Origin of the sequence: Fictibacillus terranigra, assembly GCF_030412265.1 — a bacterium.
Lineage (GTDB): Bacteria > Bacillota > Bacilli > Bacillales > Fictibacillaceae > Fictibacillus_C > Fictibacillus_C terrinigri.
Genome location: NZ_JAUHLN010000002.1, coordinates 842208 through 865363, shown reverse-complemented (window position 1 = coordinate 865363; position 23156 = coordinate 842208). Strand labels below are relative to the sequence as shown.

The 23156-nt window shown below is 46.1% G+C and carries 17 protein-coding genes and 1 riboswitch; of the genes, 16 read left to right on the top strand and 1 reads right to left on the bottom strand.

Annotated elements, in window-relative coordinates; genetic code table 11:
• Positions 1–30 precede the first annotated feature (30 nt).
• From QYF49_RS12270 to QYF49_RS12215, 12 genes are all read left to right on the top strand, one after another.
• Positions 31–864 carry an STAS domain-containing protein gene (locus QYF49_RS12270; protein ID WP_290399876.1) on the top strand — a complete coding sequence of 278 codons (834 nt, stop codon included), beginning with the start codon at positions 31–33 and terminating at the stop codon, positions 862–864.
• Positions 865–976: 112 nt separating this feature from the next.
• Complete coding sequence (locus tag QYF49_RS12265) at positions 977–1180, top strand: WYL domain-containing protein (protein ID WP_290399875.1); 204 nt, start codon at positions 977–979, stop codon at positions 1178–1180.
• Positions 1181–1202: 22 nt separating this feature from the next.
• Positions 1203–1571, top strand: coding sequence for a YhjD family protein (locus QYF49_RS12260; protein WP_290399874.1), 369 nt, complete (start codon positions 1203–1205; stop codon positions 1569–1571).
• Between the two features lie 54 nt (positions 1572–1625).
• Positions 1626–2264: a serine/threonine-protein kinase gene (locus QYF49_RS12255; RefSeq protein ID WP_290399873.1), complete on the top strand. Its 639-nt coding sequence runs from the start codon at positions 1626–1628 to the stop codon at positions 2262–2264.
• A gap of 75 nt (positions 2265–2339) precedes the next feature.
• A riboswitch (cyclic di-GMP riboswitch) is annotated at positions 2340–2427 on the top strand.
• Positions 2428–2545: 118 nt separating this feature from the next.
• Positions 2546–3016: a hypothetical protein gene (locus QYF49_RS12250; RefSeq protein WP_290399872.1), complete on the top strand. Its 471-nt coding sequence runs from the start codon at positions 2546–2548 to the stop codon at positions 3014–3016.
• Complete coding sequence (locus tag QYF49_RS12245) at positions 3013–3474, top strand: GGDEF domain-containing protein (protein ID WP_290399871.1); 462 nt, start codon at positions 3013–3015, stop codon at positions 3472–3474. The genes QYF49_RS12250 and QYF49_RS12245 overlap by 4 nt, the downstream gene beginning before the upstream one ends.
• 127 nt (positions 3475–3601) lie before the next feature.
• Positions 3602–7102 (top strand): helicase-exonuclease AddAB subunit AddB, encoded by a 3501-nt coding sequence (gene addB, locus QYF49_RS12240; RefSeq protein ID WP_290399870.1) that lies wholly within the window; start codon positions 3602–3604, stop codon positions 7100–7102.
• Positions 7095–10850, top strand: a complete 3756-nt coding sequence (addA, locus tag QYF49_RS12235) for a helicase-exonuclease AddAB subunit AddA (protein WP_290399869.1) — start codon at positions 7095–7097, stop codon at positions 10848–10850. Before addB ends, addA begins: the two co-directional genes overlap by 8 nt.
• Before the next feature lie 28 nt (positions 10851–10878).
• Positions 10879–12054 (top strand): metallophosphoesterase family protein, encoded by a 1176-nt coding sequence (locus tag QYF49_RS12230; RefSeq protein WP_290399868.1) that lies wholly within the window; start codon positions 10879–10881, stop codon positions 12052–12054.
• Positions 12051–15455 carry an AAA family ATPase gene (locus QYF49_RS12225; protein WP_290399867.1) on the top strand — a complete coding sequence of 1135 codons (3405 nt, stop codon included), beginning with the start codon at positions 12051–12053 and terminating at the stop codon, positions 15453–15455. Before QYF49_RS12230 ends, QYF49_RS12225 begins: the two co-directional genes overlap by 4 nt.
• Positions 15456–15625: 170 nt before the next feature.
• On the top strand, positions 15626–16300 hold the full coding sequence (locus tag QYF49_RS12220; RefSeq protein ID WP_290399866.1) for a YIP1 family protein: 675 nt from the start codon (positions 15626–15628) through the stop codon (positions 16298–16300).
• A 14-nt stretch (positions 16301–16314) separates the two neighbouring features.
• Positions 16315–17472 (top strand): efflux RND transporter periplasmic adaptor subunit, encoded by a 1158-nt coding sequence (locus tag QYF49_RS12215; protein ID WP_290399865.1) that lies wholly within the window; start codon positions 16315–16317, stop codon positions 17470–17472.
• A 16-nt stretch (positions 17473–17488) separates the two neighbouring features.
• Here QYF49_RS12215 and QYF49_RS12210 read toward each other — a convergent pair whose 3' ends face one another.
• Positions 17489–19264, bottom strand: coding sequence for a B12-binding domain-containing radical SAM protein (locus QYF49_RS12210; RefSeq protein ID WP_290399864.1), 1776 nt, complete (start codon positions 19262–19264; stop codon positions 17489–17491).
• A gap of 149 nt (positions 19265–19413) precedes the next feature.
• On the opposite strand from QYF49_RS12210, the gene QYF49_RS12205 reads away from it, so the two are divergent.
• The 4 genes from QYF49_RS12205 (at position 19414) to QYF49_RS12190 (ending at position 22943) form a co-directional block, all read left to right on the top strand.
• The gene (locus tag QYF49_RS12205) at positions 19414–19707 is read left to right on the top strand and encodes a 4a-hydroxytetrahydrobiopterin dehydratase (RefSeq protein WP_290399863.1); all 294 of its coding nucleotides are present in this window, start codon (positions 19414–19416) and stop codon (positions 19705–19707) included.
• A gap of 24 nt (positions 19708–19731) precedes the next feature.
• Positions 19732–20628 carry a fumarylacetoacetate hydrolase family protein gene (locus QYF49_RS12200; protein WP_290399862.1) on the top strand — a complete coding sequence of 299 codons (897 nt, stop codon included), beginning with the start codon at positions 19732–19734 and terminating at the stop codon, positions 20626–20628.
• 66 nt (positions 20629–20694) lie between these two features.
• Positions 20695–22119 (top strand): NAD-dependent succinate-semialdehyde dehydrogenase, encoded by a 1425-nt coding sequence (locus QYF49_RS12195; RefSeq protein WP_290399861.1) that lies wholly within the window; start codon positions 20695–20697, stop codon positions 22117–22119.
• A 35-nt stretch (positions 22120–22154) separates the two neighbouring features.
• Positions 22155–22943 carry an SDR family oxidoreductase gene (locus QYF49_RS12190; RefSeq protein ID WP_290399860.1) on the top strand — a complete coding sequence of 263 codons (789 nt, stop codon included), beginning with the start codon at positions 22155–22157 and terminating at the stop codon, positions 22941–22943.
• Positions 22944–23156 lie beyond the last annotated feature (213 nt).

Here is a 23156-nt window from a genome sequence, read left to right as displayed (position 1 = left end):
AAAACGATATGAGGGATTGAGGAGGAGACGATGGACAAGGACTTAAGGGCTCTGGGAGACCGCATTATTCAGCATAAAGAAGAACTTGCTGACGCCGTAACACAGAATCGGATTAAGAATGGAATCAATCCGCCGAATGAACGGCAAAAACAGCTTTTAATCGACTGGCGCATCGAACTGTTTCAATTCATTGGTGAAGCTTTATACTCAAACCTCGAACAATCAGAAAAAAGATTTTTGGAATGGGGAAAAAAAAGCGGGCAAGCTGCGGTGGAGATCAACTTGTCCCTTGATGCCGCTCTTGATTCACAACGGCTGTACCGAAAATTGATCTGGGACTTCGTCGGTAAAGAAGTGGAAAAAAATGAATATGATAACCAGACAGTCATGAGGGCTGTAGGCATTGTTGATCCATTATTGGATAAGGTGGTATATTCTTTCAGCGTGGCTTATGTGGACTATAATAATCATCTTCTCGATCTGGCCCGGGAGGCTCTTGAAGAACTATCAGTTCCTGTTGTCCGCCTTACGCAGACCGTCGGGGTCTTGCCGCTGGTTGGCCCCATTGATACTCACCGCTCTAAATTAATCATGGAGATCGCTCTTAACAAATGTATGGAATTGCAGATTGAGCACCTTTTTATTGATTTATCAGGCGTTCCGATCATTGATACGATGGTTGCCCAAAATCTGTTTCAAGTGATCACATCGTTAAAGCTTCTTGGTGTAGAGGTAACGTTGACAGGCATGAGGCCTGAACTAGCTCAGACCGTTGTTGCGCTGGGAATCTGCTTTGAGGGATTTTCCATCGCAGGAAGCCTCCATCAGGCGCTTGAACAAAGGGGATTATTGCAAAACGTGTAATATTATTCGATTTTATGCCTATCCTTATTAAGGATAGGCATATTTTTCTAGTTGCATAAGGAACGTTTGTTCGCATATACTATGAATAAAAAATGGTAAGGCGGTGGCTAAAATGAATCGATTGCTGGCGCGTTGTGTGTCTGAACGTTCTCCCTTTACGATGATCTATCAGTCTGGCGCCGGACAGCTTACTCAGCGTTACGTTTTTCCGATTTCCTGTGACGGAGATACGTTAATCGCTTATTGCTGCCTACGCAAACAAATCCGCATGTTTAAGCTGTCTAATATTTTGTCGGTCGCCGGAAAAACGGCCTGAACGGCGATCGGGAGGGCCAACCATGTTATACGGCGATGAAACTGATCGTATACTAGTAGACAAATATATTATGTATCCTATGCTGCTTACCATCTTTAACCGGGATTTAAAAGTGATTGCTGTTGCCCCTTTCAAATTAAAGCAGCCGTATGTTACTCTCATTGAGAATGTGATGAACGCTATCAGTTATGAATTAAGAGACATAAAAAAAGAAATGATGAAGCGTAAAATTAAAGTGACGGATGGAAAGCCAGTGGATGACATCACAGAATATCAGATTTTTATCCGGGGATACCAGGAAGTCATGAGGTTCCCGAATGTCCATCTGCGGAATAAGGCAGAATTGCTGATGAAACATTTTCTTTTTGATACGCTGATAGAGCACAAATAATAGAGCTGTTTCATCGCTTTGTGCGATAGACTTTGGAACCGGGCAAGGTGGATCATGAATAAGTATACGGAGCTAGCAGAAGAGTTAACACAGGAAGCAAGAATAATCAGCAGAAATCCAGGTGATCCGGTAGAAGTGCTGTACGCACCCGAGCCTTGGAAACTCCTCGGATGCGGTAATTATGCGGCCGTTTTCGTTCATCCTGAATATCCTGACCTGGTCGTTAAGATCTATGGCAGAAATCATGAAGAACTCCTCGAAGAGATCTCTGTGTACCGGCAGCTTGGGGAACACCAGGGATATTCGCAGTGTTACGGATATGGAGAACGCCATTTGATTTTAAAGCGCATCAAAGGAATCACCCTCTATGATTGCCTGCATAAAGGGGTGAAAATTCCCGAAAAAGTGATTCGCGACGTGGATGAAGCGTTGCGCTATGCCCAAAAACGAGGACTTTTTCCACGGGATGTTCATGGCAAAAATGTGATGATTTCCGAGGGCAGAGGCATCATTGTTGATGTTTCTGATTTTTGCAAGAACGAGGAATGCTACAAGTGGAGTGATTTAAGAAAAGCTTATTATAAAATCTACCTGCCGTTCTTTTATAGGTTTCCTCTTAGGGTACCTTATCCGGTGCTGAATGGAATACGAATCGGATATCGGTGGTATAAGAGATGGAAAATGAAAAAATAGGCCAATAGCTTCATTTTATGGTTGGTAATAATAGGAATATAGTATATAATTACTATAAAATGAATGGAAGAGACCTTTGTCTCAGAGCAAACCATCTGAAAAGGTGGGACGCAAAGCTGCGGGCCTAACGTTTGTAAAAAACCATGGCGGCCGGGTTGCCAAAGGGAAAAGAGCGATTTCCCTCAGGAGGAGATGGCTTTTTTTGATATGTACGGGCAAAATTCATCGTGAATTAAACGCCGGTCACTTCTTAAATCCTATTGAATAGAGGGATCCAACCTATGGCAGAAACGGACATTGCCGACCTCAAAAACCGTCTGTACAACGTACATATTGCATCCATCCCCAGCATCATCAACCGGCACCTTCTTTACTTGGAAAAGAACGAAATGTTTGTTGCCTTCCTGGCCTATACGGGTTCACACTATCGGCTGCATTTGAAAAGAATGTTAACTGCCTTGATAAACGGTATTTTTATACAGCATGAAGAGTTCAACTCCTGTATGCAGCAAATGGAAGATCGCGGTTTTAAGCAGGGGCATGATTTTGCAGGGCAAAAGGCAATTCCCCATCAGCTGCTGCCTCTTCTCGCAAAAAGTCTGCGGCAGGAGGGGAACCGTGCTGTTCAGAACCTGATTAAAGAAGAGACAGCAGAGAATAAGCTTTTTTTTCTGGAGAGATGGGGACATGCTGCCAATTCTTTAATGATCGGTGTCTTAAGCGGTTATTTTTTAAAGCAAGCGGCCGATTGAAAGAGCTGAGCATTCGAGACCCTTTGACGAACTTATACAACAGGCGCTATTTTTATCATTGTCTTGAAACGGAAGTTCAGAAGGCGACAAGGGACAGGTATCCCTTGTCGCTGATCATGATGGACATCAACAACTTTAAAGAGATCAATGATCGGTCTGGCCATCATAAGGGAGATGAATTGCTGCAGCAGTTCGCGTTCTTTGCTGAAAAGCTGAAAATGAATCTTGGCTTCCGGTTCGGGGGAGATGAGTTCGTATTTTTACTTCCCGGCCATACAGAGCAAACAGCCTTTCAGCTCGCCGGCCGATTTGACCGCTATTTGCGTTCATGGAATGACAGTGTTTCGCTGGCATATGGGACGATAAGCCTGCATGAAGACGCCGTAGATAACATTGAGTATTACCTGCGTCTGGCGGATGAAAGAATGTATACGAATAAAAGACACATTAAGCGGTGATCAACAGCCGTTCGATGCCTGCCTTGTTCCAGTTAAAGGCAGGCTTTTCTGCAGTCGTAATCATTCTTTTACATACTATTTTATGAGATAATAGAGTTAAGTTTATTAGGTTGACAGAGGTGAGGATATGAGTTTGCGCTTTATTCTTGGAAGAGCAGGAAGCGGAAAGAGCGACCGCAGTTTAAGCGAGATCAGAGAGTCTCTTTTTACACAGCCGCAAGGAAAACCCATTATTTATCTGGTGCCTGATCAGATGACGTTTCAATCCGAATATGAGTTGGCGAAGACACCTGGTCTCGAAGGAATGATGCGTGCCCAGGTGTTCAGTTTTTCCCGTCTGGCATGGAAAGTCCTTGGTGATGTCGGAGGGATGACCAGGCTTCATATTACGAGTGTCGGAATGAATATGATGCTCAGGAAAATTATAGAGAACAAAAAACAGGAACTGAAGGTATTCAAAAAGGCGTCAGACCAGAACGGGTTCTATGATCTTATGGAAAATATGATTACAGAGTTCAAGCGCTACTGCGTGGATGCAGAGCAGCTCGAGTGGAACGCTCGGACGCTTCTGCAATTTAGCAGTGAGACAAAGGGCAGCGTACTAAAGGACAAGCTTACAGATCTCGCTTTAATTTATGGTGAATTGGAAAAAGCATTGGTTCATAAGTACGTGGATACAGAGGATTATTTAAGGCTGCTTGCTGAAAAAATCCCTTATTCAGAGTATATAAAAGAGGCTGAATTCTACATAGACGGTTTTCATCATTTTACACCGCAAGAGCTCGAGGTTCTGCGGATGATGCTAAAGCATGCCGAAAAAGTAACGGTTGCGCTTACTGCTGATTCCGACGGCGGTGCTGGAGCCCCCCATGAGCTGGATCTTTTCTATACCCCTAAAAAAACACTCTCTTCCATTCGGAAAATTGCAAAGGAAGAAGGGGTGTTTGAGGAAGAGCCGGTCATTCTTGAGAAAACGCCAAGATTCAGCAGTACACCGTCACTCGGTCATTTAGAAAGCCAATATGACCGCAGGCCAGCCATGGAATTTGAACAGCCAGCCGGAATAGCGATTCAGTCTGCCGTCAATCGGAGAACAGAGATTGAGGCAGCAGCACGGGAAATTATCCGGCTCGTCCGTGATGAAAACTACAGATACAGAGAAATCGCCCTTTCCATTCGAAATATGAACGATTACCAGGATCTGATTGAAACGGTCTTTGAAGAATATGAAATTCCCGTTTTCTTGGATCAAAAAAAGCCGATGCTCCACCACCCGCTTGTTGAATTGATCCGGTCGTCACTGGAAACTGTGACGAGCAACTGGCGCTACGAATCCATTTTCCGCGCTGTTAAAACCGATCTGTTATATCCGGTGGACAGTGATTTCTCATGGACAGAACTTCGCCATGAAATGGATGAGCTTGAAAACTATGTGCTTGCATACGGCATTCAAGGACATCGCTGGACAGAGAAGAAGCCTTGGAAGGTGCAGCGCTTTCAAGCACTGGAGGAGCATGAATTCGTTCAGACGGATGAGGAAAAAGAAAAGCAGGAGCGTCTGAACGAAGTCAGGCATATGATTGTGTCTCCACTGGACAAGCTTTCTCGTGACTTGAAAAAGGCGGAAAATGTACGCGGCTTCTGTGAGGTGCTGTTTCTTTATCTTGAGCGACTGCATATCCCGATGAAGCTGGAACGTCTCAGCCAGAGAGCACAGCAGGAAGGAAAGCTCAGGATCGCACGTGAACATGATCAGGTGTGGGATGCGGTCATAGAGCTTTTAGATGAAATGGTAGAGATTACGGGCGGAGAAAGCATCAAACTGGATCTATGGGTAAAAATGCTCGAAACAGGCTTAGAAAGCATGAAGTTTGCCCTTGTACCGCCAGCCCTCGATCAGGTGCTGGCCGGTACGATGGACCGTTCAAGGTATTCCGGAGTAAAATGCCACTTCATTTTGGGTGTTAATGATGGGATTTTGCCAGCCAAGCCGAAAGAGGAAGGAATTCTTTCAGAAGATGACAGAGATGTGCTTGAAAAGAACGGCCTTTCTCTTGCTCCTGGTTCAAGGAGGCAGCTGTTAGATGAGCAATTCCTTATCTACCATTCACTGGCAAATGCGACAGATAAGCTGTATATTTCTTATCCGCTGGCTGATGAGGAGGGGAAAAATCTGCTTCCTTCCATGGTAATCGGCAGGGTGAAATCACTATTCCCTGGGCTGAAAGAAGAGCTGATTCAAGGCGATCCGGAACAAGGCAACGGTCTGGCTTACATCCAGCATCCGCAAAAAGCCATTTCCTATCTGAATACCCAGCTCCGTGAATGGAAAAAAGGTTATCCCATTTCACGGGTCTGGTGGGATGTCTACAACTGGACAACGTTTCAGGATCGGTGGAGATGGCTTGGAAAAACCGTGCTGGGAAGTTTGTTTTATTATAATCAAGAAAACAAGCTTACACCGGCTGTGACGCAAGAGCTATACGGAAATGAGATTACAGCCAGTGTGTCAAGGATGGAATTGCACCAGTCTTGCCCTTTTTCACAGTTTCTTTCTTATGGACTGAAGCTTCAGGAAAGAAAAATGTACCGATTGGAAGCACCGGATATCGGCCAGCTCTTTCATGCCGCCCTTAAGAACATGGATGATTTTCTAGGTTCAAACCATATGAGCTGGCGCGATCTTTCCATGAAGGATTGTTACCGTATTGCGGGTGACATGGTCGAAAGCCTGGCGTTAAAACTTCAGAGCCGGATTTTGCTCAGTACGAAACGCCATTTATATATAAAGAGCAAATTGAAGGATATTGTCGGCAGAGCTTCTCATATGTTAAGCGAACATGCGCGGGCGAGCGGCTTTAATACAATCGGGCTTGAACTCGGGTTTGGCAAACAGCAGCCTCTCCCGCCGCTTAAATACAAGCTCCCGAACGGCACAACGATGGAGATTATCGGCAGAATTGACCGCGTGGATGCCGCTGAAGGATCAAGCGGCTTGATGTTAAGGGTCATCGATTATAAATCCAGCTCGACAGGCCTAAATCTTTCAGAGGTTTATTATGGAATCGCTTTGCAAATGCTTACGTATCTGGATGTTGTGATCAGCCACTCGAAGAAATGGCTCGGCAGGGACGCCCATCCGGCAGGTGTACTGTATTTCCACATCCACAACCCAATAATTTCAAACAAAAAATTGCTCACAGTTGAAGAAGTACAGCAGGAACTCTACAAGAAGTTCAAGATGAAAGGTTTAGTCCTGGCAGATATAGAGACTGTTCAATTAATGGATACAGTCTTTGAAAAGAAATCGGATATCATACCGGTTTCCATGACTTCAAAAGGTTTTCATCCGACGCATTCATCCGTAGCAACCGAGGAACAGTTTGCCACCATGACGAATTATGTTCGAAAGGTGATCAAGGATGTCGGCACAGATATTACGGAAGGGGTCATAGATATATCCCCTTATCGGATGAAAAGTAAAGTGCCATGTACATTCTGCTCCTATCGTCCGGTGTGCCAGTTTGATCAGTCACTGGAAGAAAACCAATACAGGCTGTTAAAAGCCGAGAGTGATGATAGCATATTATCAAAAATGAACGAGGAAGGAGGACGAGGCGATGATTAAAATTGCAGAAAAGCCAGCAGAGAGCATCTGGACTGATGACCAGTGGCAAGCCATTCAAGTCAGGGGACAGGACATTTTAGTCGCCGCTGCTGCAGGGTCAGGAAAAACAGCGGTGCTTGTTGAGCGGATTATTACGATGATCAGGCAAGAAATCGCTGATGTCGACCGTTTGCTCATCGTTACATTTACAAACGCTGCTGCGGCTGAGATGCGAAAAAGGATCGGAGATGCGATTGAAAAGGAGCTATCCCTGCATCCTGCTTCTCTTCATCTCCGAAGACAGCTCGGTCTGCTGAATAAAGCATCCATTTCCACGCTTCACTCTTTTTGCATTGAAGTACTGAGAAAGTACTATTATCAGATTGATCTGGACCCGGGCTTTCGGATCGCTGATGATACCGAAGCCGAACTAATCCGGCAGGAAGTATTGGAAGAACTGTTTGAAGAAGAGTACAGCAAGGGAGAGGGCCATGCGTTTTTCGAGGTGGTTGATGCCTACAGCTCGGACCGCAATGATATTGAACTGCAGCGGCTTATACTGAAACTTTATGATTTTTCACGGAGCCATCCAAATCCCGCCCAGTGGCTTCAGCAGATGGCGGCTCAGTACGACACCGGTTTACAGGCAATCGATGACCTGCCGTGGACGAAAGAGCTGCTACAAGATGTTGCGATGCAGCTGAACGGTTTAAGTACTGTGCTTGAACGAGCGCTCGAGACAGCGAGGTCTCCAGAAGGACCAGCACCCTACGGTGAGACGATTGAGAACGATCTGATTTTCGTGAAGCACCTTGAAGCCGCTGCTGTCCGCTCCTGGCAGGAACTTTATGACGAGTTTCAGTCCGGATCTTTTGGAACGATGAAGCAGGTGCGCGGAAAAGAGGTAGATCCTGTTCTCAAGGAAAAAGTTAAGAAGATGCGGGACCAGGTAAAAAAGAAAGTCACTCAAATAAAAGAAGACTTGTTCAGCAGACCGCCGGAATCGTATGTGAGCCATTTGCAGGAGATGGCTCCGGTCGTACAATATTTGGCGGAGCTGGTTCAGGAATTTGGCCGCCGTTTTTTAAAAGAAAAGCAGGAAAAAGGATTGCTTGATTTTGGGGATCTTGAACACTTCTGCCTGGAGATATTAAGCGCGCCATCTTCCACAGTTCAGAACCCTGTGCCTTCTTCTGCTGCTCTCGAGTACAGAAACCGATTTGTTGAGGTTCTCGTCGATGAGTATCAGGACACGAACCTCGTGCAGGAATCGATTGTGCGGCTCGTGAGCAAAGGAAATGAAGAAGAGGGAAATCTGTTTATGGTTGGCGATGTCAAACAGAGCATCTACCGTTTTCGGCTGGCTGAACCAGGGCTATTCTTATCGAAATACAAAACATTTTCGAAGAAGGGTGATGGAGGGACAGGATTGCGTATCGATCTGGCCAAAAACTTCAGAAGCCGTTCGGAAGTGCTTGATGCCGCAAACTATATCTTCAAGCAGATCATGAATGAATCTGTCGGCGAGATCGCCTACAGCAAGGAAGCTGAGCTTTCCTTTGGAGCAGGCTATTATCCTGAAGCGGCTGCACCAGCAGAGCTTTTGCTCATCAATAAGAGTTCGCCTGTTCTTGACGAAGACGGCGAGTCGAGCGGTGAAAGCGAAAAATCAGACAGTGAAACGGTGCTCCTTGAAGCGAGGGTAATGGCAGAGAAGATCAAGCAGCTGATCGGGACAGAGTCCAATACTCCATATCACGTTCTGGATAAGACAACAGGAAACATGAGACCGGTAAAATATAAAGATATCGTCATTTTGCTCCGCGCCACAAGCAGCTGGGCTCCCATCATCCTTGAAGAGTTCAAGCGCCAGGGCATCCCATCCTATGCAGAGCTTTCTACCGGCTATTTTGAGGCAGTCGAAGTGAACATTATGCTCTCCCTGTTGAAAGTCGTTGATAATCCGCTGCAGGATATCCCGATCGCTTCTGTTCTGCGATCTCCCATTGTAGGGTTCACTGGAGATGAAATGGCGGCTGTCCGGCTGGCAGATAAAAAGAGCACTTATTATGGTGCAGTGACAGAATATATCGCGAGCGGAGAAGACAAAAACATCATCAGCCGGCTTCGACACTTTACGAAGCTTCTTGGACAGTGGAGGGAAACCGCGAGACAAGGTTCACTGGCAGATTTAATTTGGAGAATCTACCGTGAAACGGGCTATTTTGATTTTGTCGGGGGCCTGCCCGGAGGCAAACAGCGGCAGGCTAACCTTCGTGCTTTATATGACCGCGCGCGACAATACGAGAAGACATCATTCCGCGGGCTATTCAGATTTCTTCGATTTATCGAGAGAATGCAGGACCGCGGAAAGGATTTGGGTGCTGCGCGTGCACTTGGAGAACAGGAAGATGTCGTGCGGGTCATGACGATCCATAAGAGTAAAGGCCTTGAATTTCCGGTTGTTTTCACAGCGGGGTTAAATAAACAGTTTAATACGATGGATCTGAAGGAGAACGTTCTTCTTCATAAAGAACTCGGGCTTGGCACTCGCTACATCAATCCGAGATTCAGGGTAGCCTATCCAACGCTTCCGCAGCTCGCCATACAGCGCAGAAAGAAAATGGAGCTGCTGGCAGAAGAGATGAGGGTACTGTACGTCGCCTTAACCCGGGCGAAGGAGAAGCTCTATCTGCTGGGGACACTCAATGATTTGGAGAAGTCGGTGAATCAGTGGGGAGAAGCACTGGAAAGCGTGGAATGGATCCTCCCGGACTATGACCGCTCACAGGCAAAAAGCTATTTGGACTGGATTGGCCGCGCGGTCATCAGGCACAAAGACAGCGAAGATCTGAGGAACCTTTTGCAGACGGCAGAGCACGGAAGAGGCGAGACATTTATCGACCCGGCAAAATGGAGGATCGAGCTTTTTGATGCTGCCGATTATGAACAAGAACATGAAAGCAGAAAAATCATTCAGGAAGAAATTCTTTCGGCCATTAAGGAATACAAACCTGTTGATCTCGCTTCTGAGGAAAAAGGAGAAGCAGAACGGCGATTAAACTGGGAATATGGCTACAAGCCGGCGACATCGACCTTATCGAAGCAGTCGGTCACAGAAATAAAGAAACAATACCAGTTCCTTGATGAATACAGCGATCGCCCGCTGAAGAGAGGGTTTTCGTCAGCGAATGCGAGCAGACCACGCTTTATGCAGGAAAGGTCGCTCAGTGCAGCCGAACGGGGAACGGCCATGCATGCAGTGATGCAGCATATGGACCTGTCTTTGCCGGCTGAACCGGAACAAATTAAAGAACTGCTGGCAAAAATGGTGAACAAAGAGCTTTTGACGGAGGAACAGGCCGAGCACATCGACATCGGAGCCATTTCCCAGTTTTTTGAAACGGAAATTGGAAAAAGGGTGAGCCTTGCGCCAAACATTATTCGAGAGATGCCGTTCAGCATGGCGCTTCCCGTGGAGGAAGCGGCAATAAGATGGCAAGGCTCAGCAAAGGAATCCATTCTTGTACAGGGTGTTATTGATTGTATGATTGCTGAGGAAGATGGTTTTATTTTAATAGATTACAAGTCAGACACTATAGGCAGCCGCTTTGCCGGCGGCTTTGAAGGCGCAGAGAAAATACTGCTTGAACGGTACCGTGTCCAGCTGGAGCTTTACGGAAAAGCGATAGAGCGGATCTTGAAGAAGCCCGTGAAAGAGAGTTATTTGTATTTCTTTGACGGCGGTCACTTGTTGAAAGTGAAATAGACTGGCAGATTGAAAGGGAGGGAACAGAATGAGGCTGCTTCACACCGCGGATTGGCATTTGGGAAGAACATTGGAAGGACGGAGCAGACTGGAAGAGCAGCAGCAGTTTCTTGATGAGCTGGTCAGCATCGCAGAGCAAGAAAAAGTAGACGCAGTGATCATGGCGGGAGATGTGTTTGACACTGTCAACCCTCCGGCAGCGGCGGAACAGATGTTTTATGATACGATGGCCAGGCTGAGTGACAAAGGCAGACGGCATGTCATCGCAATTGCAGGAAATCATGATCATCCAGACCGGCTTTCCGCTTCGTCTCCACTTGCAAGGAATCTCGGCATTACGCTTGTCGGACTGCCTGGCACGGAAATGTATTCATATGGCATTGGGCGCACACAGGAGAAATTGAACGTCTGCGCTCTGCCTTATCCGTCTGAATCAAGATTAAAGGAAATGCTTTCTGAGACAGGCGAGGAACTGCAGTTAAGAAATGAGTACGACAGCTGGGTAGGTAAATATTTTAAAAAGATGTCTGGGTGTTTTTTACCTGGGTGTGTCAATATCGCGATGAGCCACTTATACGTTGCAGGCAGCAACGAGAGTGACTCAGAGCGGCCGGTACATATAGGCGGAGCTTATACAGTCGCGGCTGAAACATTGCCTGAAGCGGCCCAATACGTTGCTCTGGGGCATCTCCACCGGCCCCAGAACGTAAGGAGAGCCAAAACGGCCGCACGCTATTCCGGATCACCGCTGAGCTACAGTTTTTCCGAAGCAGGCCAATCAAAATCCGTGACCATAATTGATGTTGAACCGGATCAAGCTCCCGAGATCAAAGAGATTCCGCTGTCATGCGGAAGGCCATTGGTCGTTTATCAGGCAAATGGAGTCGCGGAGGTATACCGATGGCTGGATGAAGGGCTAAACAGAAATGCCTGGGTGGATCTTTCCATCTCCGTAAAGGACAGCATTGCGATGGAGGACATACAAAACATCCGAAAAGCCCATAAAGGCATCATTCATATCAAACCCCTTTTTGAAAACAGCCCTTCACAGGAAACGGCTGTTCAAAAGAAGCTGCCGATCGACGAGCTGTTCAGCAAGTTTTACGAACGCCAGACAGGGGGAGGGACACCGGATGAAAAGGTATTGTCCCTTTTTCTTGAGCTGATTTCCGATGAAGAAGAGGAAAGGAGTGCTGCAGAATGAGACCGATATTATTGCAGGTCGCAGGTTTGCAAAGCTTTCGCGAAAAACAGAGCATCGATTTTGATGCGCTTTGCGGCGGAGGGGTCTTTGGAATTTTTGGACCCACCGGCAGCGGTAAATCAAGCATTCTGGATGCCATTACTCTGGCTCTGTATGGAAAAGTGGAACGAGCAGCCGGCGGAACACAGGGGATACTGAACCATGCGGAGGACACTCTCTCTGTTTCATTTACATTTGAACTTGGAGGAGGTTCCGCTCCTTCCCGCTATAAAATTGAACGGAACTATAAACGGACAGGTGAACACACGATTCGGACGAGCACGTGCCGCCTGCTGGAAAAAGCGGCCGACGGCTGGGTTGTCCATGCGGACAAAGAACGTGACGTAACACATCAGGTGCAGCAGCTTCTGGGGCTGACCATTGAAGATTTCACGCGTGCAGTTGTTCTGCCACAGGGGAAATTTGCCGAGTTTTTGTCGTTAAAGGGAGCAGAACGAAGACAGATGCTACAGCGGCTGTTCCAGCTTGAAAAGTATGGAGACCGTTTAAACCAAAAATTAAAAAAACGTGTTGAAGAAGCAAAAGGGGTCTTGGATCATCTGTCTGCAGAGCAGGCTGGTCTTGGCGATGCCTCCAAGGAAGCACTCAAGGATGCTGAGACGGCCTGGAAGCAAGCTCAGCAGGATGTATTGGTAAAGAGGAGAGAGGCAGAGGCACAGGAACAAATCTACGAAACAAACAGAAAGATCTGGAGCGCACAGGAGCAGCTGAAAGCTTTGGAAGAGGAAGAAGCCCGTCTTAAAGCTAATGCGGCCAGGATCCATACCATTGAACATACTCTGGAGAACGCAAGGATCGCAGATCTGCTGTTGCCCTATGGTGACGCAGCCGAAAAGGCAGAACAGGAATCGGCGTACTACAAAAAAAGAGAAGTAGATCTGCGAGCTGAGACGTCACAAGCAAAAACGCGCTCGGATGAAATCGATCAAAAGTATGAAGAAACCAAAAAAGTAAAAGAAAATCAAGAACCGCTTCTGATCGCAAGAAAGGAACAACTGCTGACAGTCCTTGAAATGGTAAAAGAAGCGGCGCTGAAAAAGAAGAGTGCACAGGAAAGAGAGCGAATTCTATCTGAATACAAAGAGCAGCAGCGATCGGTTGAGAGCCGGCAAAAAGCGGCAGAAGATCTGCTGCATAAAGCCATTAACCGGCAAAATGAACTGCAAAAGCAGTTAAAAGAAAAAAGTTTATCCTCAGCAAGCAGAGAAAGGATTAACCGTGCTGCAGAGTATGCCTTTGAAATGGAACATACCGCCAAGCAGCTCAAGGAAGCGAAGGCAGCCCATGATAAAACCGCAAAGCTTCTAAATACGAGTGAAACCGAATCAGAGCGGCTGATAACAAAGAAAAAACAGCTTGAAAACAAGATTCAGCAAACAGCAGACCGTATTCTGGCGCTATATAATGAGCTGTCTGACCTTGAGCATGTTCAGGAAATGGTCACTCAGACGGCGGAGGAAATGGAGGAACGGCTCGTATCCCAAAGAGAGCATGACCAGGTAAAAGTTCTGGCGGCCCAGCTTTCTGAACAGTTAATTGACGGCCAGCCCTGCATGGTTTGCGGATCTGAGGACCACCCCCATCCGATGCTGCATTTTAAACCGGACGAGGAGGCCGCGGCTCAAATTCAGCTGATAAAAATTGTACAGAAAAATTCGCGGGAACTAAAAAATGATATTTTATTGATGAAGAGCAGTATGGAACGGATGTCCGAGGACCTCCATCAATATCTGCCAGAGAAAACGGAGGCTGCTGCCGGCCTGATCTCTTCTCCATCAGAAAAGCAAATATCACTTCATACCCTCCCAGAACTGGATCAGCAGCTGCATGATGCAGAGGTGAGTGTTAAGGGATTACGCCAGGACATCCTTCAGATTGAAGAAGAAACAAGAAAGATTCGTTCTGAATACCATGAATTTACTTCCGCTCATTACACGGTAAATGCGCAGCTGGATAATTTAAGGAAGGAAGAAGAGGAACGCAGGAATAGACTTCAAGAGCTGGTATCCGTGATGAATCAGCAGCAATCCAATTGGCAGGAACGCTTTCCAGGCCTTCCTTTCGAACAGGTTAAAGAAGAGAAAGAACGGGTTCGGTCGCTGGATGCCCAACGGGAAAAGATTGAAGAAGGTCTTCTAAAAGCGGTACCGTTCATCGAGGGAAAAGAAAAAATCATCGAAAGCTGCCGTAACCAGAATAATGAGATCGACCGCAGCATAACAAAGCTTGAAATAGAGCATAACAGCCTGCTTCAGGAGCATTTGCTTTTACGTGAAAAGGCAGAACGGATTACCGGTGGCCGCGATGCGGAAGAATTTCTTCAGCAGACGGAGCGAAAACTGAGCAGCCTTTCGGAACAATTGACACAGCTTGAAGCACAAAGAAAAAAGGCTTTGGACCATTACCATACAAAAGATAAAGAATGGCGTTCCTGTTTGGATGCCAAAGAAAAAAGCGAGCAAAGAAAAGCAGAAATGTTCAGTGCGTGGGAAGAGAAAAGAAAGTCTTCACCCTTTGAATCGCTGGATCACCTTAGAAAATGCCTGGCATCAGAACTTGATCAGAAAACTTGGAAGTCAGAGATCGAAGAGTATTATGATCAATCCAAGCGAACGGAATCTGAAAAGCAGAAGATGACGGCTTCGTTAAATGGACAATCGTTAACGAAGGAGCAATGGGAAGAGATCACTGCTGCATTACAGCTTGGCAAGGAAAAGCTCCAGGCCGCCATACAAAGGATGGGAGAAGCTGGACAGCATCATAAGACACTGGAAACGCGGCATGTCCGGTACAATGAGCTTGAAAAAGAAAAAAGAGAAGTAGAGGATCAGCTCAAAACGCTCGCTAAACTGCAGGCCGTCTTCAGAGGCAACAGCTTTGTTGAGTATGTTGCGGAGGAGCAGCTCGTTCAAGTAAGCCGCGATGCGTCAAACCGTCTAGGCACACTGACTCGCGGCAGATATGCCATCGAAGTTGACTCGTCTAATGGATTTGTCATTCGGGATGATGCGAACGGTGGTGTTAAACGGCCAGTTTCAACGCTTTCCGGCGGAGAAACTTTCCTGACTTCTCTTGCATTGGCACTTTCCCTGTCCACCCAGATCCAGCTCAGAGGAAAGTTTCCACTGGAATTCTTCTTTTTGGATGAAGGATTCGGCACGCTTGATCAGGAGCTGCTGGATACGGTGGTCACGGCTTTGGAAAAGCTTCATACAAACGCTTTATCTGTGGGCATCATTTCTCATGTGCCTGAACTGAAAGCAAGATTAACGAAGAAACTGATCGTGGCCCCTGCCAGCGCAGAGGGTAAAGGAAGCCGCACCGCTATTGAAAATTCGTAAAAGGAATGCGTTCCGATTTTGGAACGCGTTTTTTCGTTATGATCCCATGATCGACTTTGTATTTTTGGCCGTGTAAAAAGAATCATACGATATTTCCAAAACAAGACAAACGAGATAAAAAAATTGTGATATGATGGAGAAAAAAGAAAGTAATGGAGGGGGACCATAAGTTGCCGGGTGAAGTGCATATTTTAAAAAGTCTGGTTCAGCCCAGGGAGCAATTTGGTTATTTCCGCCGGTTTAACAAAGCGGAAGGATTTTTTCTGCGGTTTTTAATGATTTGTATCGTCAGTGCATTTTTGACTGCGTTCAGTTATTTTCTTTCAGCAGATCATCTGCTGGATATACCGATGGTAAAAGATGTTAAACTGACAGATAACAAACTGCAGGCAAGCAAATATTTATTGATGGCCGCGGGAGGTTTGATCGGCTTCATAACGCCTGCTATTATCATCTCTTGCATGTCGATCGTTTTTCTTCCCTTTTTCAGGGAGGTTGGTTTTAAGAAACTATTTGTACTCCAATCCATCGTTTATTGTGTTTTTTTGATGTCAACATTCCTGAAGCTTCCGTTTCAGGGAATGCTGAACACAAATGCAGTGCTCAGCCCGTTAAGTTTAGGTGTCATCGCCAACTATGCGACCAATAACGCGTTTATCATCTCCCTAAGTGGATTTATCTCTGTGTTTACCATTTGGGCGTTCTACCTGACATACGCCGGCTTAAAACAGGCGAGCTATAAATCGAAAGCCTATATCATCGCTGCTGTATCGCTTTTATACATAGGGTTCATTCTGTTGTCCTCATTGACCTATGCATTGCAATATGGCCAGCTTACTTTATAATGGGGGCCCTCACCGTGAATAAAAAAATCATTTATTTAGGTATTGGACTGTTCTCCGCCTTTTTATTGGCGGTGAATGGCTGGATTTTCTTCAAAGACAAGAGCGCATTTGCCCGAGTCCAGAATGTTCACCTTGAGCCGGCAAGGGTGATGGATATTAAGCGGACCGTCATAACACAAGGGATCGTTGAACCGGCAGAAAATGAAAAATTTTATATCCAGGATACGCTAGGCTACGTGAAAGAGATTGAAGTCAAGGCAGGAGATGAAGTTACTCCTGGAACCGTCCTTTATACGTATGAAAACCCGAAGCTTGAGAAAGAAATCCGCAGCCTGGAACAGGAAAAAGAAGAAAATACAGTCAAAGAAACATATTATAAGGATTTGCAAACAAAGCTTCAAACACAGTCTGCTGCCCTTGGTACAGATAAAAAAGAAGAGGGCAAAAAAAATCAGCTTGAAAAAGAGCAGTCCAAAGCAAAAATGGAAAGCGACCTGGCCGCGGCAAGGAACTCATCCATAGATGAGCAGCTTACCAAGCTGAGAGAAGAAAAAGAGAACCTATCGATCAAGAGCAATACCCAGGGTGTAGTGAAGAACGTGAATCAAGGCGCATCTGCAGGCAATACACCGGTCGTAGAGATTGTATCCAAGGATGATGTCCAGATCAAAGGAAATATGTCAGAGACAGTTTCCTTGTTGGTGGAGGCCGGTGAAAAGGCGGTCATCCTTTCACCTGTTATGGAAGACAAACAGTGGCGTGGAACAGTGTCACAATTTCAAGAAGCAGTGAAAGGCAAAGAAGGTACGAAATTTCCCGTTATCGTTAAAGTGGACCAGCAGAACAACTTTAAGACCGGACAGCATCTGAAATTGAAGATGACACCGGTTTTAAAAGAAAAAGCGGTGGTTATCCCCATTTCATCACTTTTGAAAAGCAAAGAAAAACCGTTTGTTTACACCGTACAAGAAGGGTACTTAAAGAAGCGTGCTGTCCGCACGGGCTTGACCTATGGGAAGTGGATAGAGGTTAAAGGAGGCATCACTACAGAAGATATGGTTGTCTCAGATCCAACCCCATATTTAACTGAGAATACGGAAGTCAATGTTCCTAAAGCGAATAAACATAAAAACAAAACGGTTAAAGACAGTAAAAAGGATGCCCCTCAGTAAGGGCATCCTTTTTTATCTAAACAGAAGGCTGTTCTTCAAGTATAATTCGCTCGAGCGGAATGGTGTAATGTTCTGTTTCATGGGTCTTCGGATGGTAATAGATCAAAGAGAGAACGGGCTTTTCTATGATCTCACGTGTCTGCAGGTAATGCTGAAGATCAAATGATACGAGGTCAAGAACGGTATGCTTTACAAGGTCCTTCTCGCTCAAACCGTATTCTTTAAACGTGTCTGAAACTTCTTCAGGATGATTTTTAATCCACCGGTTATACTGGTCTGTTTCTGCTTTGGAGAGTGTTTCTTTCCACCAGGATCGGTGCGGACGGTGTTTTTTGCGAGAGAAATAATCGTATTTCATCAAGCTCTCGACCACTTCTTCATGAGCGGTTCCGCGATGCCGCAAGAACTCTTTTAGCCTGGCAAATAAATCCTCCAGCTGGTGCCCGATCCGCGACCAGCCCTTGCCTTCCCAATAATCTCCGTACTCTTGGAAAAAATCAAACGGTGATTCAAACACATGATGGATGAGAAAGTGTAGCGTCTCGTCCATTCGGTGGTCATTCCAGTATTTCTCCAAAACATCTTCTACACGTTTGATTTTGATGATTTCGTCGAAAGAAAGCACGTTGTTACCCAGAATCTCATACGGCGAATGGTTCATATAGACATAATCATGGCGGTCCGCCGTCAGGCGCAAGCCAGTTCCGCGAAGCATCTTCAAGAACCCGAGCTGCACTTCTTCCACTCCAAACGCGAAAACATCGTTAAACGTTTTACGGAAGGATGTATAGTCTTCCTCTGGAAGACCGGCGATAAGGTCAAGGTGCTGTGCGATCTTTCCGCCTTCTTTCACAGTCATGACCGTCCTTGTCAGCTTTTCGAAGTTCTGTCTTCTTTGCACGAGTTCATTAACGTGATCATTGGTAGATTGGACTCCGATTTCAAATCGGAAAAGCCCTGACGGAGCGTGTTCATTCAAATACGCAATGACCTCCGGCCGCATGATGTCTGCCGTGATCTCAAACTGGAACACTACGCCTGGTCGTCTGTTTTCTATCAGGAACTGAAACATTTCCAGCGCATAGTCTCGTTTGATGTTAAAGGTGCGGTCGACGAACTTAATTGTTTTTGCTCCGTGATCCATAAGGAAGATCAGGTCTTCCTTAACTTTTTCGATATCAAAATACCGGACACCCACTTCAATGGAAGAGAGACAGAACGCACAGGAATATGGACAGCCCCTGCTTGTCTCAAAATAGGTCACACGCTTTGAGAGCTGATCCAGATCTTCTTCAAAACGGTAGGGGCTAGCAACCGTTTTGAGGTCTAATTTTTCTCGCGGCGGGTTAATCGTTGGCTTTCCTTCTTTTCTCCAAGCCAAGCCCGCTACTTTTTCATAGCGCTTATCACCGGAGTGTTCGGAAAGGAAATGCTTAAATGAGATCTCGCCTTCATTCACGATGATAAAATCAGCATCAGGAATCCGTTCCAGCCAATGGGCCACGTCATACGACACCTCAGGGCCACCAAGAACAATCGCTGTCTCCGGGCTGATCTTTTTGATCATTTCAATGACTTTAATCGTTTCTTCAATATTCCAGATGTAGCAGCTGAAGCCGAGTACGTCCGGCTTTTTCATATAGAGGTCACTCACGATGTTAATCGCGGGATCTTTTATTGTATATTCAGCCATTTCCACGTGAAAATCCGGTTCGCTATAGGCTTTTAAATACCTTAGTGCAAGGCAGGTATGAATATATTTTGCATTGAGTGTGCTCACTACAATGTTCACAGCAATCCCTCATATCTGTTATTTTTATTCAACATGTCATTTTATCATAAAAAAAGGGGTAAATAAAACAGGCATGTTAACCGAATATTTTGACGTTTCATCAATGGCTCAGTTATAGTTTTAATAAGAGGCGGAAAGGCGGAAAACGGATGAATGAAGTGCTTGCAGAGGAAGTAATTGAACGATTTATCGATAGGCATCCGGATTGGAAGCTGACGAACGGGAAATGGCTGGTTAAAAAATACCGGTTCGAGAATTTCTTGAACGGGATTGAATTTGTCAGTGAAGTGGGTCAGCTTTCAGAAAGTTTTCAGCATCATCCTTACATTACGGTCAATTACAAGCTTGTTACGATTAAGCTTACAACCTGGAGCTTGAGCGGGTTATCTCAGACAGACCTGAAGATGGCCGTCCTTTTTGATGAAGCATTCAGCAAACTCTAAAGAATGAAATGGAAGGTGAACACGATGAAATTAGTCACAGCCCGCTACCAGAGAGAAATGTTTTTAGGCAGATTGATTGAAGACCAAAACGTTGTCTTTAACCTCAGTAAAGCTGCGAAAGAACAAGAGGCGGCCTTCCCTGAAACGATGCTCGAAGGCATACAGTCCGCCGATGCTTTTTTGGATCAAATCCAGCAATTATCAGAGGCATTTCAAGAAAACCTGCTATTTACATACGGTCTTGATGACCCTGATCTGGAGTGGCTCGCTCCGATACCGCGGCCGGCTAAAAATATCTTTTGTGTAGGGAAAAATTATAAGGACCACGCCATTGAAATGGGCAGTGAAGCGGATATTCCCGAGCATGTCATGATGTTCTCAAAGGCTCCAACTTCTGTTATCGGCCATGAAGCAGAGATTCCGAGGCATGAAGGAGTGACAGACGAGCTGGATTATGAAGGAGAGCTGGCTGTTATTATCGGTAAGAAAGGAATCGGCATTCCTGCAGAAGAAGCGATGGAGTATGTGTTCGGCTATACGATCATCAATGATGTAACCGCCCGGGATTTGCAAAAACGGCACAAGCAATTTCTAATCGGTAAAAGCCTGGATGGATCGTGCCCAATGGGCCCATGCATCGTACCGAAGGAATACCTTGGTAATCCGCATGAACTGAAGCTTGTCACGAAAGTAAACGGAGAAGTGAGACAGGATGGCCATACAAAAGATTTTATCTTCACTATCCCCGAAATCATTAAGACGCTTTCTGCCGGAACCACGCTCGAACCTGGTGACATCATCGCTACCGGAACACCGGCTGGAGTCGGAAAGGGTTTTAAACCGCCTCGCCTTTTGAACAGTGGAGATCAAATTGAAATCACGGTAGAAGGCATCGGAACCCTCAGCAATAAAGTATTCTGATACGTTTTAATATGCTTAAGAAAAGCAGGGTAGAATGAAATTCATTGATTTGAGGAGGCAAGAACGATGGAAAAAGTACTGTATATTAATGGAGAATGGAGCGGCACTGAACTGAAAAAAATTGAGGTGCTGAATCCTGCAAACGGAGAGCTGGTTGGAACAGTGGCTTCGGCCGGCAAGGAGGAAACTCGTGCTGCGATTGAAGCCGCCCATGAAGCCTTTGGGCCGTGGTCCCGGTTGACTGCCTACGATCGTTCTTCCTATTTGGACAGACTTTATGATCTGATGATGGAACAGAAGGATGAGATAGCAGAAATCATGACGAAAGAAATGGGTAAACCATTGAAGGAGTCGCTCGGCGAGGTTCAATATGCAGCTTCCTTCATTCGATGGTATTCCGAGGAAGGCAAGCGGGTGTACGGCCGGTCCATACCTGCGTCTCACGAGAATAAACGTATGCAGGTGATCAAACAGCCGGTCGGTGTGGTCGCGGCCATTACACCTTGGAACTTCCCGGCGGCCATGATTACCCGAAAGCTCGGCCCAGCTTTGGCTGCAGGCTGCACATTTATTGTAAAACCACCGAAAGAAACGCCGCTTACGGCTATTAAACTGGTGGAGCTTTGCGAAGAAGCCGGGTTTCCAAAAGGCGTTGTGAATTTGCTAACTGGCCCGTCCTCAGTCATCGCAGAAGAGATCATGGACAGTGACAAGGTAAAAAAGGTGACGTTTACAGGATCGACGGAAGTCGGAAAAATGCTGATTGAGCAAAGTGCAAAGACTGTCAAAAATGTTTCCATGGAGCTCGGCGGGCATGCACCATCGATCGTTTTGGACGATGCGGATCTTGATAAAGCAGTGAGAGGCATCATTGCTTCAAAATTTAGGAACGCCGGCCAGACTTGCATTTGCATTAACCGCGTCTATGTTCACGAGAATAAATATGAAGAGTTTACAAAATTGCTTGTTGAAGAGACTCGTAAACTGAAAGTCGGAAACGGGATGGATGAAGGGACTGACATCGGGCCGATCATCAACCGGGACGGCTATGAAAAAATCAAGCAGCATGTGGATAACGCGGTGGAAAAGGGAGCGGATTGCGTACTTGGGGGAAAAGGAAAAGACGAAGGCAATGCCTGTTTCTATGAACCTACCATCCTAAAAGATGTTAACCATGATATGCTCATCATGAACGAAGAAACCTTCGGCCCTGTCCTTCCTGTGCAGAAGATCAGTACAGATGAAGAAGGAATCGAGCTCGCTAACAAGAGTCCCTTTGGGCTTGCTGCCTATGTTTACACAGAAAGCCTGTCACGCGGCACGCGGTTGATTGAGGGCCTTGACTACGGTATCATCGGCTGGAACGATGGAGTTCCTTCTGCTGCTCAGGCGCCGTTTGGAGGATTCAAGGAAAGCGGAATAGGCAGAGAGGGCGGCACCGAAGGTATGGAAGCGTATCTGGAAACGAAGTATGTAAGTATCGTCATTTAATCGATAAATAACAGAAAGCTAGGGGGAACTAGACGATGGATTTAGGTTTGAAAGGTAAAGCAGTGCTCATTCTCGCTTCAAGCAAAGGGCTTGGAAAAGCAACCGCCATGAAGTTTGCTGAAGAGGGAGCGAATGTCATGATCACCAGCCGTGATGAACAAGCTTTGAAGGCAACTGCTGATGAGATCCGAAGTAAGACTGGAAGCCGGGTAGAATATGCTGTCTGTGATATTACTCAAAAGGAGGAAATTACACAGCTCGTAAAAGCGGCCGCAGCCGCATTCGGGAGAATTGATGTCCTCATAAACAACGCGGGTGGACCGCCAGCCGGAACTTTTGATTCGTTCGGTGATGGAGAGTGGGAGTTTGCGTTCAACCTCACTCTTATGAGTTTGGTCCGAACGGTCCGTGAAGTGCTTCCATACATGAGGGAGAATGGAGGCGGCAGAATCGTTAACATCGCTTCATCCTCATTTAAACAGCCGATCGATGGACTGATCCTGTCGAATACATTCAGGACGGCCATTAATGGCTTATCCAAAAGCTTATCTCAGGAGCTGGGCAAGGACGGTATCTTAATCAACACGATCGGGCCTGGACGCATCGGGACCGACCGGGTGGCAGAGCTCGACAGTAAAGCTGCAGATACTCATTCAGTGAGCCCGGAACAGGTGAAGGCTCAGATGGAAAAGAGCATTCCGCTCGGCCGATATGGTACACCAGAGGAGTTTGCGAAAACCATCGTCTATTTAGGGTCAGATGCCAACACGTATATTACCGGCCAATCATTCCTGATCGACGGAGGTATGGTGAAAGCATTATAAAATGATGATAGATTCAGCTTCAGTATTGCGGATTAAGCGGTACTGAAGCTTTTTTTTGAGGTCTTTTTTAATGGGAATGAACCAAAAGTCCACCGAATTGAACCAAACTAGCGATAATTGAACCTATCTTCGAATAATTGAATCTAACTCCATGTTCTGTCTTTTTCACACCTTATTATTTCCCCGGTATCAATCAGGATCACCAACATAAAA

What these genes read in the sequence shown, in the direction of transcription:
- QYF49_RS12270 (WP_290399876.1), top strand. Translation starts at nt 31, where the DNA reads ATGGACAAGGACTTAAGGGCTCTGGGAGACCGCATTATTCAGCATAAA.
- QYF49_RS12265 (WP_290399875.1), top strand. Translation starts at nt 977, where the DNA reads ATGAATCGATTGCTGGCGCGTTGTGTGTCTGAACGTTCTCCCTTTACG.
- QYF49_RS12260 (WP_290399874.1), top strand. Translation starts at nt 1,203, where the DNA reads ATGTTATACGGCGATGAAACTGATCGTATACTAGTAGACAAATATATT.
- QYF49_RS12255 (WP_290399873.1), top strand. Translation starts at nt 1,626, where the DNA reads ATGAATAAGTATACGGAGCTAGCAGAAGAGTTAACACAGGAAGCAAGA.
- QYF49_RS12250 (WP_290399872.1), top strand. Translation starts at nt 2,546, where the DNA reads ATGGCAGAAACGGACATTGCCGACCTCAAAAACCGTCTGTACAACGTA.
- addB (WP_290399870.1), top strand. Translation starts at nt 3,602, where the DNA reads ATGAGTTTGCGCTTTATTCTTGGAAGAGCAGGAAGCGGAAAGAGCGAC.
- addA (WP_290399869.1), top strand. Translation starts at nt 7,095, where the DNA reads ATGATTAAAATTGCAGAAAAGCCAGCAGAGAGCATCTGGACTGATGAC.
- QYF49_RS12230 (WP_290399868.1), top strand. Translation starts at nt 10,879, where the DNA reads ATGAGGCTGCTTCACACCGCGGATTGGCATTTGGGAAGAACATTGGAA.
- QYF49_RS12225 (WP_290399867.1), top strand. Translation starts at nt 12,051, where the DNA reads ATGAGACCGATATTATTGCAGGTCGCAGGTTTGCAAAGCTTTCGCGAA.
- QYF49_RS12205 (WP_290399863.1), top strand. Translation starts at nt 19,414, where the DNA reads ATGAATGAAGTGCTTGCAGAGGAAGTAATTGAACGATTTATCGATAGG.
- QYF49_RS12200 (WP_290399862.1), top strand. Translation starts at nt 19,732, where the DNA reads ATGAAATTAGTCACAGCCCGCTACCAGAGAGAAATGTTTTTAGGCAGA.
- QYF49_RS12195 (WP_290399861.1), top strand. Translation starts at nt 20,695, where the DNA reads ATGGAAAAAGTACTGTATATTAATGGAGAATGGAGCGGCACTGAACTG.
- QYF49_RS12190 (WP_290399860.1), top strand. Translation starts at nt 22,155, where the DNA reads ATGGATTTAGGTTTGAAAGGTAAAGCAGTGCTCATTCTCGCTTCAAGC.